Annotated in this window: 19 protein-coding genes; 12 read left to right on the forward strand and 7 right to left on the reverse strand. The window is 72.3% G+C overall.

What is annotated here, in order from left to right; translation table 11 throughout:
- Window positions 1-10: 10 nt before the first annotated feature.
- Window positions 11-1,036 carry an NAD-binding protein gene (locus FHU36_RS16065; RefSeq protein ID WP_185084462.1) on the reverse strand — a complete coding sequence of 342 codons (1,026 nt, stop codon included), beginning with the start codon at window positions 1,034-1,036 and terminating at the stop codon, window positions 11-13.
- A gap of 105 nt (window positions 1,037-1,141) precedes the next feature.
- Complete coding sequence (locus FHU36_RS16070; RefSeq protein ID WP_185084463.1) at window positions 1,142-1,702, reverse strand: ArsR/SmtB family transcription factor; 561 nt, start codon at window positions 1,700-1,702, stop codon at window positions 1,142-1,144.
- A 79-nt stretch (window positions 1,703-1,781) separates the two neighbouring features.
- On the opposite strand from FHU36_RS16070, the gene FHU36_RS16075 reads away from it, so the two are divergent.
- Window positions 1,782-3,287, forward strand: coding sequence for an alpha/beta hydrolase family protein (locus FHU36_RS16075; RefSeq protein WP_221495909.1), 1,506 nt, complete (start codon window positions 1,782-1,784; stop codon window positions 3,285-3,287).
- A 34-nt stretch (window positions 3,288-3,321) separates the two neighbouring features.
- Here FHU36_RS16075 and FHU36_RS16080 read toward each other — a convergent pair whose 3' ends face one another.
- Window positions 3,322-3,720, reverse strand: a complete 399-nt coding sequence (locus FHU36_RS16080; protein ID WP_185084464.1) for a hypothetical protein — start codon at window positions 3,718-3,720, stop codon at window positions 3,322-3,324.
- A gap of 131 nt (window positions 3,721-3,851) precedes the next feature.
- Between FHU36_RS16080 and FHU36_RS16085 the strand changes: the two genes are divergently transcribed.
- The 6 genes from FHU36_RS16085 (at window position 3,852) to FHU36_RS16110 (ending at window position 7,376) form a co-directional block, all read left to right on the forward strand.
- Window positions 3,852-4,208: an MmcQ/YjbR family DNA-binding protein gene (locus FHU36_RS16085; protein WP_185084465.1), complete on the forward strand. Its 357-nt coding sequence runs from the start codon at window positions 3,852-3,854 to the stop codon at window positions 4,206-4,208.
- 10 nt (window positions 4,209-4,218) lie between these two features.
- Entirely contained in the window at window positions 4,219-4,833 is a 615-nt protein-coding gene (locus FHU36_RS16090) for a GNAT family N-acetyltransferase (RefSeq protein ID WP_185084466.1), read from the forward strand.
- 15 nt (window positions 4,834-4,848) lie between these two features.
- On the forward strand, window positions 4,849-5,226 hold the full coding sequence (locus tag FHU36_RS16095; RefSeq protein WP_185084467.1) for a hypothetical protein: 378 nt from the start codon (window positions 4,849-4,851) through the stop codon (window positions 5,224-5,226).
- A gap of 18 nt (window positions 5,227-5,244) precedes the next feature.
- Entirely contained in the window at window positions 5,245-6,309 is a 1,065-nt protein-coding gene (locus tag FHU36_RS16100) for a DMT family transporter (protein WP_246502059.1), read from the forward strand.
- Window positions 6,310-6,319: 10 nt separating this feature from the next.
- Window positions 6,320-6,952: a GntR family transcriptional regulator gene (locus FHU36_RS16105; protein WP_185084468.1), complete on the forward strand. Its 633-nt coding sequence runs from the start codon at window positions 6,320-6,322 to the stop codon at window positions 6,950-6,952.
- Between the two features lie 61 nt (window positions 6,953-7,013).
- Entirely contained in the window at window positions 7,014-7,376 is a 363-nt protein-coding gene (locus FHU36_RS16110) for a hypothetical protein (RefSeq protein ID WP_185084469.1), read from the forward strand.
- A 70-nt stretch (window positions 7,377-7,446) separates the two neighbouring features.
- On the opposite strand, the gene FHU36_RS16115 is transcribed toward FHU36_RS16110, so the two are convergent.
- The 4 genes from FHU36_RS16115 to FHU36_RS16125 form a co-directional block, all read right to left on the reverse strand.
- Window positions 7,447-8,493 (reverse strand): 2-oxoacid:ferredoxin oxidoreductase subunit beta, encoded by a 1,047-nt coding sequence (locus FHU36_RS16115; protein ID WP_185084470.1) that lies wholly within the window; start codon window positions 8,491-8,493, stop codon window positions 7,447-7,449.
- Entirely contained in the window at window positions 8,486-10,330 is a 1,845-nt protein-coding gene (locus FHU36_RS16120) for a 2-oxoacid:acceptor oxidoreductase subunit alpha (RefSeq protein WP_185084471.1), read from the reverse strand. The genes FHU36_RS16115 and FHU36_RS16120 overlap by 8 nt, the downstream gene beginning before the upstream one ends.
- Window positions 10,331-10,473: 143 nt before the next feature.
- Window positions 10,474-10,548, reverse strand: coding sequence for a putative leader peptide (locus FHU36_RS46815; protein ID WP_357911006.1), 75 nt, complete (start codon window positions 10,546-10,548; stop codon window positions 10,474-10,476).
- Window positions 10,549-10,586: 38 nt separating this feature from the next.
- The gene (locus FHU36_RS16125) at window positions 10,587-12,377 is read right to left on the reverse strand and encodes a polysaccharide deacetylase family protein (RefSeq protein WP_185084472.1); all 1,791 of its coding nucleotides are present in this window, start codon (window positions 12,375-12,377) and stop codon (window positions 10,587-10,589) included.
- Window positions 12,378-12,462: 85 nt separating this feature from the next.
- Here FHU36_RS16125 and FHU36_RS16130 point away from each other — a divergent pair, with 85 nt between their 5' ends.
- The 5 genes from FHU36_RS16130 (at window position 12,463) to FHU36_RS16150 (ending at window position 16,034) form a co-directional block, all read left to right on the forward strand.
- Window positions 12,463-12,834 carry an NADH-quinone oxidoreductase subunit A gene (locus FHU36_RS16130; protein WP_185084473.1) on the forward strand — a complete coding sequence of 124 codons (372 nt, stop codon included), beginning with the start codon at window positions 12,463-12,465 and terminating at the stop codon, window positions 12,832-12,834.
- 91 nt (window positions 12,835-12,925) lie between these two features.
- Window positions 12,926-13,474, forward strand: a complete 549-nt coding sequence (locus FHU36_RS16135) for an NADH-quinone oxidoreductase subunit B (protein ID WP_185084474.1) — start codon at window positions 12,926-12,928, stop codon at window positions 13,472-13,474.
- Complete coding sequence (locus FHU36_RS16140) at window positions 13,471-14,052, forward strand: NADH-quinone oxidoreductase subunit C (protein ID WP_312891616.1); 582 nt, start codon at window positions 13,471-13,473, stop codon at window positions 14,050-14,052. Before FHU36_RS16135 ends, FHU36_RS16140 begins: the two co-directional genes overlap by 4 nt.
- On the forward strand, window positions 14,045-14,986 hold the full coding sequence (nuoH, locus tag FHU36_RS16145; RefSeq protein WP_185084475.1) for an NADH-quinone oxidoreductase subunit NuoH: 942 nt from the start codon (window positions 14,045-14,047) through the stop codon (window positions 14,984-14,986). The genes FHU36_RS16140 and nuoH overlap by 8 nt, the downstream gene beginning before the upstream one ends.
- A gap of 82 nt (window positions 14,987-15,068) precedes the next feature.
- The gene (locus FHU36_RS16150) at window positions 15,069-16,034 is read left to right on the forward strand and encodes a hypothetical protein (RefSeq protein WP_185084476.1); all 966 of its coding nucleotides are present in this window, start codon (window positions 15,069-15,071) and stop codon (window positions 16,032-16,034) included.
- The last annotated feature ends 168 nt before the right edge of the window (window positions 16,035-16,202 follow it).

The following is a 16,202-nucleotide window of genomic DNA, read 5'->3' on the forward strand; positions in this document are numbered from 1 at the left end:
AGAAAAGCGTTCAGCGCAGCGCCGTGGCCAACTCGTCGGTGGTGAGGCGGCGGGCGCCGATGTAGTAGAGCACGGCGCCGGCCGGCAGCTCGCTGCTCCAGTCGGGGTTGACGAGCAGCGCGTCGCCGGAGCGGGCGGCCAGCATCGTGGCGCCGTAGAGGCGCCCGAGAGCGGTCTGGCAGCGCTCGACGGGCACCGCGCCGAGCGAGGCCGGCAGGCGCACCGAGTGGGTGCCCGCGCCGCCGTGGGTCATCAGCTCGGAGTAGATCTCGGTGATGCCCGGGTCCCGCAGCTCCTCGGTGATCATGAACGGGCTGTGCCACTGGACGCAGCTCAGCGACTCGGCGACGTAGCGCAGGTGGCGGGCCCTGTGCAGGTCGCGCAGCGCGACCACCAGGTGGGCGCCCTCGGTGACGTGGTCGGCCGTGAGGGCGACGGCCAGCGCCTCGTTGTCGTCGCGGGCGTCGACCAGGACGCTGAGCGCCCGGTGCACGCCGGCCCGGCGCAGCACGCTCTCGTCGGTCAGGTCGCCGCGGACGAACTCCACGCCCCGCTCGGGCATCGGATGCGTCCGCACCTCCTCCCAGGCGCACACCACGACCCTGGTCGTGCCGTCGGCCATCAGCTCGTCGGTCATCTGCTCGGTGCGTCCGGGCGTGTAGCCCAGCAGCACGATGTGGCCGGAAGCGTCCACGGTCACGGCACCTCGCATCCGTTGTCCCCTGCCGCGTTCCAGCACGGCGGCGAGCCTGGTGAAGACAGTGGTCAGGGTGGCGATGCCGCCCACGATGACGTAGGCGCCCACGACGTGGCCGGCGGTCGTCTCGGGCGTGAAGTCGCCGTAGCCGACGGTCGAGGCGGTGACCACGAAGTACCACCAGTAGTTGCCGGGTTCGACGAGCGCGCTGCCGGCGGGCTCGACGAGCGTCATCAGCGGCCAGCTCGTCACGAACACGACGCCGAACACGAGCACCGGCGTCCACCACGTGCCGAGTAGCGTCAACCGGGCGAGCAGGCGGGCAATGAAGATCGGCACCCATACCTCCCGTACGGCACGCTCCCGGTGCGGCTACCTTAACCGGACATAGGCCGTAAAGCATCCCTTGGGGCGCATGAGTTCGTCCAGGTCACAGCGGGGAGATCAGTCGTCGGCGGGGAAGGCCCACAGCCGGATGTACACCGGCCGGGCGCCGGGTGAGGCGTCCTCGGCCCGGCGGGCGTGCTTCGTCAGCAACGTCATGTACGCCTCGAAGAACTCCTCGAACTCCGCCTCGGTCATCCGGCTCAGGCCGCGCGAGGCCTTGACCCAGCGCGGGTCGCGCTCGTAGACGGCGGGGAGGCGTCCGAGCATCCGCAGGTCCTCCTCCAGCCCGATGCGGTGGAACTCGACCAGGGCCGGACGGTCCTCGGGGGAGAGCTGGTCGGGGGTGGGCAGGCGCAGGTCGCGCGGGCCGGGAGCCTTGCGCCACCAGCGCTCGCGCCCGGCCGAGCGCTCGGGGATCTCCTCGATGAATCCGTACTTCTCGAGCTGGCGCAGGTGGTAGCTGGTCGTGCCGGTCTTGGCGCCGAGCAGCTCGCCGAGGGTGGTCGAGGTCGCCGGGCCGTGGATCTCCAGGTGGCTCAGCATGCGGCGGCGCATGGGGTGGGCCAGCGCCTTGAGCCGGGCGGGGTCGTCGAGGAGGAACGGTTCGTCATCCTTCATGACGAGCAGCCTAGTCCCGGAGAACGAGATCTGCAGAGAAACGTTTGCCGAGAAGTCTCTGCAGAGTATTGTCTGCACCATGAGACGACGACGCATGCCGGTGGCGGCCATCGCCGCCGCGTTCACGCTGGTCACCGCGGTGCCCGCGGCGGCGGTGACGACCCGCGACGAGCCGCTCGCCGTACCCGCCGCTGCGGTGACGCCCGCCGTACCCGCTGCGGGGGTGACGACCGCCGGCGAGCCGGTCGCCGTGCCCGCGGACCTCGCGGCGACGGAGGTGAGCTTCCGCGGGGACGGCGGGCTCACCCTGCGGGGCACGGTCCTCGCGCCCAAGGGCGCCGGGACGCGGCGCCCCGGAATGGTGCTCGTGCACGGGGCCGGCACCGGCACGCCCCGCACGAAGCTCATGGTCGAGGCCGTGGAGTTCGCCAGGCGCGGGCTGGCGGTGCTCGTCTACGACAAGCGGTCCGAGGGCTACTCGCTCTTCCACCGGTCGTACGGACAGCTCGCCGGCGACGCGCTCGGGGCCGCGGCCGCGCTACGGTCGCAGCCCGGCGTCGACCCGGCGAAGGTCGGCCTCTGGGGGCTCAGCGAAGGCGGCTGGGTCGTGCCGATCGCGGCCTCCCGCTCGGCGGACGTGGCCTTCGTCGTGCTCGTGGGCGCCAACAGCACCCATCCGCTGCGCCAGCAGGCGTGGGCCGTGGCCGCCGGACTCCGCAAGGCCGGCGTGTCCGGGCCGCTGGTCGAACGGACCGAGCCCACCCTCTACCGGCTGCTGGCCGACGGCGACATGTTCCCCGAGCCCTACTACGACCCCGCCCCGACCCTGGCGAAAGTCCGGCAGCCGGTGCTCGGCGTCTGGGGCGTCCACGACCTGCTGACCCCGCCCCGGGAGAGCCCGCCCGGGTTCGCCGAGGCGTTCGAGCGGGGCGGCAACCGGCACTACACGTTCCGCTTCTTCGCCGGGGCCGACCACGCCGCCCACCTGACGCCGGACGGCGGGGTCACGCGGCTGCCCGAGCTGGCGCCCGGATACGCCGACCTGGTCGGCTCCTGGGTGCGCGACGTCACCTCGGGACGGCCGCCGGCGGCGAGCACGTCGGGGCCTGCGCCCACGCAGGAGACGCCGACCTTCCCGGTGCCGCCCACCGCCTGGTGGGAGTCGTCGTGGATGCAGCTCGCCGCGCTCGTCCTGTTCGTCGTGGCGTTCGCCGGCTACCCGGTGGTCGCCCTGGTCCGCCGGCTGCGCGGGACCGGGCGCGCGCCGGTGAGCCGGGCGGCTCGGCTGCTCAGCGGTGGCGGTCTCGCCGCGGTGCTGGGCTCGTTCGGCTACCTGATGTACGTGGTGATGACCGGCGCCAAGCTGGCCTCTCCGGGTCCGCTGCTGGCGGGCCGGCCGGTGGTCTGGCTGGCGCTCCAGGCGCTCACCGTGGCCTGCGTGGTGGCCGCCGTGCTCACGGCGCGGGCCTGGCGGCGGGAGCGCGGCCACCTGCCGCGCGGGGAGCGGGCCCGGCTCGGGCTGCTGCTCGCCGGCGGGCTGGTGCTCGTTCCGTGGGGGCTCTACTGGGGGCTGCTGCTGCCGTGAGAGTCCCGCTGGACAGGACGGCCGGCGGTCCGGGTTACTCCCCGCGGGCGAACCACCGGCCGGCGGCGGGGGTCAGCAGCAACCCCACGACCAGCACCGGCCCCGCCACGTTGACGCTCACCAGGTCGCCGGCGGTGAGGCCCGGGTCGAGCGCGCGCAGCACCAGCTCCACCGCGCACACGATCGCCTCGGCGCCTACGGCGGCCCAGCGCACCCGGCTCCCGCCCGACCGCGTGCGGCTCACCAGCCACCCCAGCAGGACCGCGGCCGCGGCAAAGTAGGCGAGGAAGACCGCCGTCCACAGCGACGCGACCATGGCGACGGCGAAGAAGGCGAGCCCGACGCAGTTGAGGAGCACCTGCGCCATCATGACGAACCTGGCGACCCTGACGGGGGACGGCATGGGCTCCGCCTTCGCGGTTGAGGCCGACATGAGATCATCATGCACCGCCCGGCCCCGGCGCGGGAGCCGCTTCGATCGTGACCGCCGTCCAGCCTCTGGGCCTGCGGAACTTCGCGAAGCGGACACCCGGTTTGTCGGTGGGCTCTGGTACACAGTGGCCTATGGGCGTGAGTGTCGAGGAGTTCCTCAAGCTGGTGGGCGAGCTGCCGGAGGTCAAGACCGGTCGGGGCGGTGACTGGGTGAGCTTCAAGGTGCGGGGCAAGGGCTTCGGCTACCTGTGGGAGGAGACCGAGACCGTCGGGGTCAAGGCCACGATCGAGGAGCAGATCGCGCTGGTCGCCGAGCGGCCCGAGGTGTTCGAGGAGCAGTTCACCGCCGGTCGCTACGGCTGGGTGGTGATCCACCTCGACCGGATCGACCGCGACGAGCTGTTCGAGCTGGTCGCCGAGGCGTGGTGCCTGACAGCGCCCAAGCCGCTCGTCGCAGCCTTCGAGGCGGCCCACCAAATCGGGCGATAGCCTGACAAACATGCCGCACAACGCCATCCAGCTCCGCGAGTGGCACGAGGACGACGCCCCCGCGGTGCTCGCCGCGTTCCAGGCGCCCGACATGCGCCGCCAGGCGCCCTGGCCCGTCGTGACGCCGAAGGACGCGATGGGCTGGATCGCCGCCTGGTCCGGGGTGGGCCACGCCTTCGCGGTGACGCTCGGCGGCCGGGTGGTGGGCAACGTCGCGGTGACGCGCATCGACGACCACGACAACGGCTGGGTCTCCTACTGGACGGTGCCCGAGGTCCGCGGCCTGGGCGTCGCCTCCGCCGCCGCCGACCTGCTGGCGCGGTGGGCGTTCGAGGAGAGGGGGCTCTACCGGCTGGAGCTCGGCCACCGCACCGACAACCTCGCGTCGTGCCGGGTGGCGACCAAGGCGGGCTTCCTGCCCGAGGGGATCGAACGCGGCAAGCTCGGCTACGAGGGCGTCCGCCACGACGTCGAACGCCACGCCCGCCTGGCCACCGACCCGCCACCCCGGCCTCCGGCCGTCACCGCCCTGCCCGCGACCGTGCCCGCCGACCTGCCCGCCGACCGGCCGGCCGGTCACGGGAGTTTCGACCGGCTCGCGCCTGGTCGGGCGACGCAGGGCTGATCTAGGCTCAGGGGCGTGGACGGCGAGAGTCTGGCCGCGACCGGGTTGCTGGCCGCGCTGAGCCGGGCGGCGGAGCTGCTGGCCGGCTTACGCCACCCCTTCGTCCGCAGCGAGCCCTACACCTACGCCGTCCCGCCCGCCGGCGCCCGCACCGGCATCGCCTTCACCCTCCCCGACGGCCGCGAACTGCGCCTTGAGGTCTCCATCAGCGCCGAGGGCGGCGCCTTCCACGTGGCGGGCGCGGCCGACGCCGAGGGCGACGTGCTCCTCGGCCTGCCCCACCGTGCGATCCCCGGCATCCACGACGCCCTCGTGGTCTTCGACGACTACGCGGCCGAGCTGGCGGGGGAGGCGGGCCGCCTGGTGGACGGCCAGCTGGACGAAATTGTCTGATTGTCTGACAATGGTCCTATGAAGAACGGACCCCTGGCCGTCGTGGCCGCCGCCGTGCTCTGGGGCACGGCCGGCACCGCCGGGCTGCTCGTCTCCGCCGACTCGATCGCCCTGGCCGCCGCCAGGCTCGTCATCGGGGGCGCCGCGCTGGCGCTCTTCGCCGGGCGCGGCGTCCTGCGGGTGCTGAGGCCCGGCCTGCTGCTCGCCGCCGTGGCCGTCGCGGCCTACCAGCTCTGCTTCTTCGCGGCGGTCGGCCGCACCGGCGTGGCCATCGGCACGGTGGTCGCGATCGGCAGCGGCCCGGTGTTCACCGGCCTGCTGTCGTGGGCGCTGCACGGCGAGCGGCCGAGCCGGCGCTGGGCGCTGGCGACCACGGCGGCCGTCTCCGGATGCGCGGCGCTGATCGTCGGCGGTGGCGCGCAGGCGGGCGGGCAGGTGGTCTCCGGGGTGCTGCTCGCCCTGCTGGGCGGCCTCATCTACGCCTTCTACGCGGTCACCGCGGCCCGCGCCATCTCCGCCGGCGCGCCATCGGGCGCCGTGATGGGCGTGCTGTTCGGCGGCGCCGCGGTCATCATGCTGCCGATCCTCGCCTGGCGTGGCGGGGCGTGGCTCGCCGAGCCCCGCGGCCTGCTCGCCGTCCTCTACCTGGGCCTGGCCGCCACCGCCCTGGCCTATTTCCTGTACGGGCGGGGCCTGCGCACCACCCCGGTGGCCACGGCGGCCACGCTCGCCCTGGCCGAGCCGGCCGTCGCCGCGGTGCTCGGCCTGCTCGTGCTCGGCGAACGCCTGACGCCGCTCTCCGTGGCGGGCCTGGTCCTGCTCGCGATCAGCCTGGTGGCGGTGGCCGTACCCGAGCGCGGGCCCGTACCCGAGCGCGGGCCCGTACCCGAGCGCGGGCCCGTACTCGAGCGCGGGCCTGTACCCGAGCACGGAGCCGTTACCGAGCGCGGGCCCGTACTTGAGCACGAGGCCGTACTTGAGCACGAGGCCGTACCTGAGCACGAGGCCGTACCCGGGCGTGGGGCCGCGCCGGAGCGGCGGCGGCGGGAGGCCGAGGCCGCCCGTGGCGGCGAGGGGCGTTAGAGTCGCGGGCGTGACGTTGCCGCTCAGACCCGTCTCCGCCGTCGGCGCGCTCGCCGACGCGCTGCGCCGCAGAGTGCTCTCCGGTGAGATCGCGCCGGGCACTCCGCTGCCCGAGCAGGAGATCGCGGCCGCGTACGGCGTGGCCAGGCCGACGGTCCGCGAGGCGCTGGCCACGCTCGTCCACGAGGGCCTGCTCAGGCGCGAGCGCAACCGCAGCGCGTACGTCCCGGAGGTCACGCTCGACGACCTGGACGACCTGATGTACGTGCGCCGCCCGCTGGAGGACCTGATGGCCCAGGCGGTGGCCGGGCGGCGGGTGCCCGCCGCGGAGGCGGCGCTCGCCCGGATGGACGCGCTGCCGGTCGGCGCCGCCTGGGCGGAGAGCGTGTCCGAGCACATGGCGCTGCACCAGGCACTGATCGAGGCGGTGGGCAGCCCGCGGCTGGAGCGCCTCTACGGCGCGCTCGCCGCCGAGACCCGGCTCGGGCTGGTCCGCCTGCGCGAGGTCTACACCGACCGCGACGTGCTCGTGCACGAGCACCGGGAGCTGCTCGACACGATCGCCGACGGCCCCGTCGAGGCGGCCCGGGCGGCGGTGGCGGCGCACCTGAGCCACGCGTGGGGCGGCGACGCGCCGTCCTGAACGGCATGGCCGACCGGCCGACCCTTGCGGTACGGCCCCATGACTCGCGAGAATCGCGCCCATGCACGGCAACCCGATGCCGGACTCCTACGTGTATGTCACAGAAGAGGGCGTGACCCGTCACTACGCCGACGGCAGCGTCGAGGCTCTCGCGTGGGAGGACGTGGTCGAGGTCCGTGTCGTGACCGAGCCGGGGACGGCCCCCGACTTCGACGTCCTCTACGTCCTGCTCGACCGCGACGGCGAGGGTTGTGTGGTCCCGCGGTCCGCGACCGACGCGACGTTCCTGGCCCGCCTGCGCTACCTGCCGGACTTCGATGTGGACCGGCTGCACCTGGCCGCCGCGTCGGCGAACGACGCCGCCGTGGTCGTCTGGCGCAGCCCCGACCCGCCGTCCGCGCTGCCGGACTTCGAGTACGACTGACCACGACGCGGCACGGCCGGAAACGCGAAAGCGCCCCGGGCCGGGGCCCGGGGCGCTGCTGGGACGCCGGTCAGCCGATGCGCCAGGTGTCTCCGCCCATGAGCAGGTCGCCGAGGTCGCCGGGCCCCTTCTGCGCCACGGCCTCCTCAAGCTGGTCGGCCATCAGCACGTCGTACGCGGGCCGGTCCACCTGCCGGAAGATGCCGACCGGCACGTGCTCGAACGCCGGCTCGTCCAGCCGCGACAGCGCGAACGCCACCGACGGGTCGGGGTTGTGCGCGTCGTGCACCAGGATCCGGTCCTCGCCCGCCTCGGCCCGTGGCACCACGGAGAGCGAGCCGTCCGCGTCGCGGACGACGGCCTTGGTCGCCGACACGATCGGCTGCCCGTGCTCCAGCCGGAGCGTGATGTCGTCGCGGACCTCGGGGTCCTTGAGCGGCTCGAAGGCGTTGTCGTTGAAGATGTTGCAGTTCTGGTAGATCTCCACCAGCGACGTGCCGCGGTGGGCGGTCGCCTCGCGCAGCACCGACTGCAGGTGCTTGCGGTCGGAGTCGAGCGTCCTGGCCACGAACGTCGCCTCGGCGCCGATCGCCAGCGAGATCGGGTTGAACGGCTTGTCCAGCGACCCCATCGGCGTCGACTTGGTGATCTTGCCGATCTCGGAGGTGGGCGAGTACTGGCCCTTGGTCAGACCGTAGATCCTGTTGTTGAACAGCAGGATGTTGAGGTTGACGTTGCGGCGCAGCGCGTGGATCAGGTGGTTGCCGCCGATCGACAGCGCGTCGCCGTCGCCGGTGATCACCCACACGCTCAGGTCGGGCCGGCTCGCCGCGAGGCCCGTGGCGATCGCCGGCGCGCGGCCGTGGATGGAGTGGAAGCCGTAGGTGTTGAGGTAGTACGGGAAGCGGGAGGAGCAGCCGATGCCCGAGACGAACACGATGTTCTCGCGCCGCAGACCCAGCTCCGGCAGGAAGCTCTGCACCGCGGCGAGGATCGCGTAGTCACCGCAGCCGGGGCACCAGCGGACCTCCTGGTCGGACTTGAAGTCCTTCAGGCCCTGCTTGGCGTCGTTCTTGGGAACGAGTGACAAACCCTTCCCGTTGAGCAGCTCAGTCACTGTCGATCACGTCCTGGATCACGCCGGCCAGCTCCTCGGCCTTGAACGGCAGGCCGCGCACCCGGTTGTAGCTGATGATGTCGACGAGGTAGCGGGCCCGCAGCAGCAGGGCGAGCTGGCCGAGGTTGATCTCGGGCAGCAGCACCTTGTCGTAGCGCTTGAGGATCTCGCCGGTGTTGGCGGGCAGCGGGTTGAGGTGGCGCAGGTGGACCTGCGCGACCTTGCCGCCGTCCTTCCTGATGCGCCGCACGGCCGCCGCGATCGGCCCGTACGTCGAGCCCCAGCCGACGACCAGCACCCGGGCGTCGCCGTCGGGGTCGTCGACCTCCAGATCGGGCACGTCGATCCCGGCGATCTTGGACGCGCGGAGCCGGACCATCAGGTCGTGGTTGCCCGGGTCGTAGGAGATGTTGCCCGTGCCGTCGGCCTTCTCGATGCCGCCGATCCGGTGCTCCAGCCCGGCCGTGCCGGGAATCGCCCACGGCCTGGCCAGCGTCTCGGCGTCACGCTGGTAGGGCAGGAACGCGCCGTCCTCGCCGTTGGGCTCGGTGGTGAACTCCTGCGAGATGTCCGGCAGGTCGGCGATCTCCGGCAGCCGCCACGGCTCGGAGCCGTTGGCGAGGTAGCCGTCGGACAGCAGCATGACCGGCGTGCGGTACTTCACCGCGATCCGCGCCGCCTCGATGGCCGCGTCGAAGCAGTCGCTCGGCGACATCGGCGCCACGATGGGCACCGGCGACTCGCCGTTGCGGCCGAACATGGCCATCAGCAGGTCGGTCTGCTCGGTCTTGGTCGGCATGCCGGTGCTCGGGCCGGCCCGCTGCACGTCCACGATGATCAGCGGCAGCTCGGTGGTGACCGCCAGGCCGACCGTCTCCGCCTTGAGCGCCACGCCGGGACCGGACGTCGTCGTCACGCCGAGCGCGCCGCCGAACGCCGCGCCGAGCGCCGCGCCGACACCCGCGATCTCGTCCTCGGCCTGGAACGTGCGCACGCCGAACCGCTTGTGCCTGGACAGCTCGTGCAGGATGTCGCTGGCCGGGGTGATCGGGTAGGAGCCGAGGAACAGGGGCAGCTTCGCCTGCACCGACGCCGCGATCAGGCCGTAGGCGAGGGCCTGGTTGCCGGAGATGTTGCGGTAGACGCCCGGGGTCAGCCTGGCCGGCTTGACCTCGTACGACACCGAGAACGACTCGGTCGTCTCGCCGTAGTTCCAGCCAGCCTGGAAGGCCGCGATGTTGGCCTTGGCGATCTCGGGCTTCTTGGCGAACTTCTGCTGCAGGAACGAGATCGTGTGCTCGGTCGGCCGGTGGTACAGCCACGACAGCAGACCGAGGGCGAACATGTTCTTCGACCGCTCGGCGTCCTTCTTCGACAGGTCGAAGCCCTCCAGGGCCTTGACCGTCAGCGACGTCAGCGCCACCGCGTGGACCCGCCACTCGGCCAGCGACTCGTCCTCCAGCGGGTTGGCGTCGTAGCCGACCTTCTGCAGGTTGCGCTTGGTGAACTCGTCGGTGTTGACGATGATGTCGGCGCCGCGGGGCAGGTCGCCGAGGTTGGCCTTGAGCGCGGCCGGGTTCATCGCGACGAGGACGTTGGGGGCGTCACCGGGAGTGAGGATGTCGTGGTCGGCGAAGTGGAGCTGGAAGCTCGACACGCCCGGCAGGGTGCCTGCGGGGGCGCGGATCTCGGCCGGGAAGTTGGGCAGGGTGGACAGGTCGTTGCCGAACTCCGCCGTGCCCGCCGTGAAGCGGTCTCCGGTGAGCTGCATGCCGTCGCCGGAGTCTCCGGCGAAGCGGATGATCACCCGGTCGAGTTGCTGGACCTGCTTAGTCACAGCTCAGTCCTCCTCGACGCGCCCATGCGCGGTCGCTGATGGCGCGTTCTCTTTTCCATGCTAGATCCTCGCGGGGGTCAACACGTTTCCTCAGCGCATAATGCGGGTAAACGCGGTCGCAGTCAGGGTGGACGTCGAAACCGTTAGAGGTGACACAGCCCTGAGGCGAGCCTGCACAGGTCCACATGGAGGCGAGCGAAGAGGACGGTTCGGGTCACGAGCGCCAACTATACGTCCCCCACGCGGGTGGGCCCCGTCAGGGGCCACCGGCCGCCGCGTTGCCCCCGGACCCCTCGGCGTGCTCCGTCCGCGAGCCGGGTTCTCCGTACAGCTCCCCAACGGTGACGAGGGCGTAGCCCTTCCCGCGCAACCCCTCGACGATCGCCGGCACCGCGTCCACGGCCGTGCCGCAGGTGTCGTGCAGCAGGATGACGGCGCCGTCGTGCGCCCCCTCGACGGCCCGCCTGGCGATCGTCTCCGCCCCCGGCCGGCCGGCCGTCGCGACGCCCACCGTCTCCGCGGAGCCGACCGTGTTCACGTCCCAGCCGACGAGCGTCAGCCCCAGCCGGCGGGCGGTGTCGCGGACCTCCTCGCTCTCGACGCCGTACGGTGCGCGCGCCAGCGTGGGCGCCTGGCCGGTGTGGGCCTTGATCAGCTCCTGGGTACGGCCGAGGGCGTCGGCGATCTTGCTGGTGCTGAGGCGTGACAGGTCCCGGTGCGCCCAGCTGTGGTTGCCGACCTCGTGCCCCTCGGCGGCCATGCGGCCGAGCAGCCACGGGTCGGCGGCGGCGTTGGCGCCGACGGTGAAGAACGTGGCGCGGGCGCCCAGGCCGCGCAGCATGTCGAGCAGGCGCGGCGTCTCCGGTCCGGGACCGTCGTCGAAGGTCAGCGCGACGCACTTGACCTCGGCGCAGTCCACCTGCTCGGAGGCGCCCTCGCCGGATGTGCTGGTGTCGGATGTGCTGGTGTCGGGTGTGTTCGTGTCGGGGGCTGCTGCGCCGGGGGCGCCCGCTTCCGGGACGGCCGCCGTGCCGTCGGCCCCCGCCGGCGCGCCCGCCCCTCCGGACGGCGCGTCCACCTCGGGCCACACCTCGGACATGCCCGGCAGGTAGGTCCTGCCCGCCGCCCGGGGGCTGTACTGGGCCCGGTGTCCCGTCGCCGACAGCAACGTCCCGGCCCGCTCGGCGGGCACGGCCACCGCGACGCGCCCTAGCGCGCACGACCCGATCTGGCAGTCGTCGAACTCCACCACCAGGTCGCCGTTCAGGTTGAACGCCATCGAGTCGAACAGCGCGGGGTCGGCGGTCACCCTGTCCCGCTCCACCGCGGCGCCCCGGCCCGCCAGCCCCTCCCTGACCAGCCGGGCGAGCTCCTGCAGCGCGGCCTGCCCGGACAGCAGCCCCGAGGACCCGGTCACCCTGTCGCGCGTGCGGTCGTACCAGAGGGTGCGGCTCGACCTGCCCCAGTCGACGCCGACGTGCCGTCCGGTGCGCAGCCGTACCCCGAAGACGGCGGGCGAGGCGGCGACGAGCTGCCAGTCCACGTTCAGTTCGGGCCGGGCCCCGATGCCCCGGCGGACGGCGGTCTCGTCCACGTCCGCCGCTCCCGGCCGCGCCCTGTCGGCGCCACCCATGTCCGGCCGTCCGGCATCCTGCGCGCCTCCGTCCCCGTCCCCGCCGTCCTCCTGCGTGTCGTCGCCCTTGGGGGACCCGTCCGCCTGCGACCTGCTCGCGGCCGCCGGGCGGGCGGCCTCGGTCGCGGCGTGGAAACCGAGGAGCTGGCGCTCCGCCTCCGTGCGCAGCGCCTCGTTCATGACCGGTGCGTCCTTCAGCCTGGGGTAGCTGATGTGCACGCGCCTGGGAGACTCCTCGCCCTCGGTCATTGTCATGGTGACCAGGCCGTCGACCGCGGAAGGGTCCACGTACCTGATCATCGTGGGGTTCGCCGGGACCACGACATCGGGCTTGGAGGAGGCCGGGAAGAGGCCGCAACCCGCGGCTGCGAAAGCCGACAGGGCCATTCCTCCGACGAATCGGGCTTTAGGCATGCATGTCAGGTTATGTGGCGGATCTTGTGTTTTACCCCGTTTTGGGATGATAGGTCCAGAGCTTTGACTGGGTTACGATCGGAACATGGACGGCTACTTCGGGTCCTACGTGCTCGTCGCCGCACTCCTCGCGATCGGCGTGGCCATCGTCGCCGGAGCCCTCCTGGCCAACCGCCTCCTGCGGCCGGCGAGGCCGACCGCCGAGAAGCTGACCAGCTACGAATGCGGTGTCGACCCGGTCGGCGACGGCTGGGCCCAGTCGCAGATCCGCTACTACGTCTTCACGTACCTGTACGTGGTCTTCGCCGTGGACGCCGTCTTCCTGTTCCCGTGGGCGACGGTGTTCGACACGCCCGGCTACGGGCTGACGACGCTCGTGGAGATGTTCGTCTTCCTCGGCTTCATCGCGCTCGGCATCGTGTACGCCTGGCGCAAGCGCGTCCTCACCTGGACGTAGCCCCCGCATCCGCGCGCCGCTCGGGCTTCGGCGTGCAGCCTCGCCCGCGCGGCCCCTACTCCTGACGGCCGTCAGGCGGGACAATGGAGACATGGCAGCGACGGATCTCCCGATGCCCACGGTGGGGCCGGTCTCCCGGCTGGCGCCCAAGCCGATGCGCTTCGTGCTCAACTGGGGGCGGCGCTACTCCCTGTGGGTGTTCAACTTCGGGCTGGCGTGCTGCGCCATCGAGTTCATCGCGACGTCGATGAGCCGGCACGACTTCATCAGGTTCGGGGTGATCCCGTTCGCCAACGGGCCGCGGCAGGCCGACCTCATGATCGTCTCGGGGACCGTGACCGACAAGATGGCCCCGGCCGTCAAGCGCCTCTACGAACAGATGCCCGACCCGAAGTACGTCATCTCGTTCGGCGCCTGCTCCAACACCGGCGGGCCGTACTGGGACTCCTACTGCGTGACCAACGGCGTCGACCAGATCATCCCTGTGGACGTCTACGTGCCCGGCTGCCCGCCGCGTCCCGAGGCGTTGCTGTACGGGATCATGAAGCTGCAGGAGAAGATCGCCGCCGAACGGCTCGCCGACCGCTTCACCCCGGCTTCCGCCCAGGTCGAGCCCGGGCCCCGCGGGGAGGAGGCGTGAGCCCGTCCGAGAGCCTGCCAGTGAGCCCGTCCGAGAGCCTGCCGGAGAGTCTGTCCGCGCGGTTCGGCGAACGGGCGCAGGTCTCGGAGTCGTTCGGCGAGATCACGCTCGACGTGGCCGCCGGCGACTGGATCGCGGTCCTGACCGGGCTGCGCGACTCCGGCTACGCGTTCTTCGACTGGCTGACCGGGGTCGACGACCCGCCCGAGGGCTTCTTCGTCGTCGCGAACGTCTACGACCCGCACGCCCGTCACCGGCTGCTGGTGCGCACCCACGTGCCACGAGCCGCCCCCCGCCTGCCGTCCGCCGTCGGCGTCTACCGCGGCGCCGACTGGCACGAACGCGAGACGTTCGAGATGTTCGGCGTGATCTTCGAGGACCACCCCAACCTGGTGCCGCTGCTGCTGCCCGACGGGTTCGAGGGCCACCCGCTGCGCAAGGACTTCATCCTCGCCGCGCGGGTCGCCAAGCAGTGGCCGGGCGCCAAGGAGCCCGGCGAGTCGGGCCACGGCGCGCCGAGCCGCCGCAAGACGCTTCCACCCGGAGTCCCGGCCGACTGGGGGGCACCCGATGCTTGACGTGGTGATCAGCTTCGCCGTCATCCTCGCCGTCTTCCTGGTGCTCCCGCTGATCGTCGGGCAGACCGAGCACAAGGTCATGGCCCACATGCAGTCGCGCCTCGGGCCGATGTACGCGGGCGGCTTCCACGGGTGGGCGCAACTGATCGCCGACGGGGTGAAGTTCGCGCAGAAGGAGGACGTCATCCCCGCCGCCGCCGACCGGCGCATCTTCATGATCGCTCCCGGGGTGGCGCTGGTGCCGTACCTCGTCGTCATGATCGTCATCCCGCTCGACCGGGACCTCGTCGCCGTGCACCTCGACGCGGGGTTGTTCTTCGTGCTCGCGGTGATGGGCGTCGGCGTGCTCGGCTCGATCATGGCCGGCTGGGCGTCGGCCAACAAGTACTCACTGCTCGGCGGCATGCGCTCGGCCGCCCAGCTCATGGCGTACGAGCTGCCGCTCGTGCTGGCCGCCTCCTCGGTGGCGATGGCCGCCGGCACGCTGTCGCTGCCCGGCATCGTCGAGGCGTGGCAGTGGTGGTGGCTGCCGTGGCAGGCGATCGGCGGGGTGGTGTTCTTCCTGGCCGGCCTCGCCGAGCTGCGCCGCCCGCCGTTCGACATGCCGATCGCCGAATCCGAGATCATCATGGGGCCGATGACCGAGTACACCGGGATGCGGTTCGCCCTGTTCATGCTGTCGGAGTACGTCGGCATCGTGGTGTTGTCGTTCCTCACCACCGTGCTGTTCCTCGGCGGCTGGCACGGCCCGCTGCTGCCGGGCTGGCTGTGGACGCTGGTCAAGGTGTTCGCGCTGGCGTTCGTGGTGATCTGGCTTCGGGTCAGCCTCCCGCGGCTGCGCGAGGACCAGTTGCAGAAGCTCGCCTGGGCCGGCCTCGTCCCCCTCGCCCTCGTCCAGCTCGCCCTCACCGGCGTGGTCAAGGTCCTCTTCTGACCGCTCCGGCGCCCTCCCGCCCACCTGTCCCGGAGGTGAGTGCATGACCGCCGGTGTCCAGCGGCCACGAGACGGTGAGTCCATGGCCGCTCGATTGGTCCCGTACGGGGGAGCGACGTGGCAGACGCGCTGCCCCGGAACCTCCCTGTCGTGGCACGAGGGGACGCTCACGGCCGCGGACGCGGTGACGGGCCAGTCGGTGTCGCTGACCCCGGCTGCGCTGTACCACTACTGCTACGGGCAGGAGGTCGTGGGAGTCGACGGCAAGCCGGAGCCGCGTCCGGTCACCGGCCTCGCCGCGCTGGACGCCGACGGCCTGGTGCTGCTCGACCTGCCAGGCGCCTGGCACGCCCCCTTCGTGCACCACTTCACCGTGGCGGCGGGGCTCCCGGTCGTGGACGCCCGTAGGGCGCCGTCCGGGCAGGTCCGGGCGGTTCTCGCCGGACGGGCACCGGGCTGGCGCCGCCTGTCGGGCCTGCCCCGGCCCTGGCTGTGGAGGTGGCGCCTGCCCATCGCCGTCGGCGCCGGTGTCGCAGGGCTCGCCCTGATGACCTATCTCGCCATGTCCGGGGCGTGGCTGGCCTGGCGCGGCATCGCGTCCCTGGGCCGGCTGGTCCTGGACCTGGTCGACGCCAAATGGCTGGCCATGGCCTTCAGCCCCCTGCTCCTGGTCGTCCGCCCGGTGGCGGCCCGCATGCACAGGTTGCGGACTCGGCGCGGCACGGTCCTCGGCCCGCCCGGCGGGCCGCATCTCCAGGTGCGACAAGGCTGGCTGCACGTCACCCGAGGCAAGCACACCATCGAGAAGTTCTTGCTGGCCAGGGCCGGTGGCTTGGCCGCCGGTCTCCTGGTCTACCGCTGTGAGGGGGGCGCCGGCCTGGTCGTCACGGACCGGTTCGGGCACCCGCTCCACCACCTGCCGGGTCCCTGGCCGCACGACGACGTCCACCGCTTCGCGACGCGCAACAAGCTGGAGCTGCGGGTGCGCTCGTTCTCGCGGGCGGAGTACGTCGCCCTGATCAGATCCTGCCGGGACGCCTCCCCGTGACGTGATCGCGCCGGAGGCCAGGAGCGGGAGCCGAGGAGGGTGGCCGGCCACGCGGCGTCCCGCTACCGGAATCGTCGGTAGTGCTCCGGCCTTCAGACCGGGGGTGAAGCCGACCGTCCCGCGTAGCGGGGCAGGGATAGCCGATTCGCCGCCAGGCGGACCGGCGTC

It is taken from the genome of Nonomuraea muscovyensis (genome assembly GCF_014207745.1).
Classification (GTDB): domain Bacteria; phylum Actinomycetota; class Actinomycetes; order Streptosporangiales; family Streptosporangiaceae; genus Nonomuraea; species Nonomuraea muscovyensis.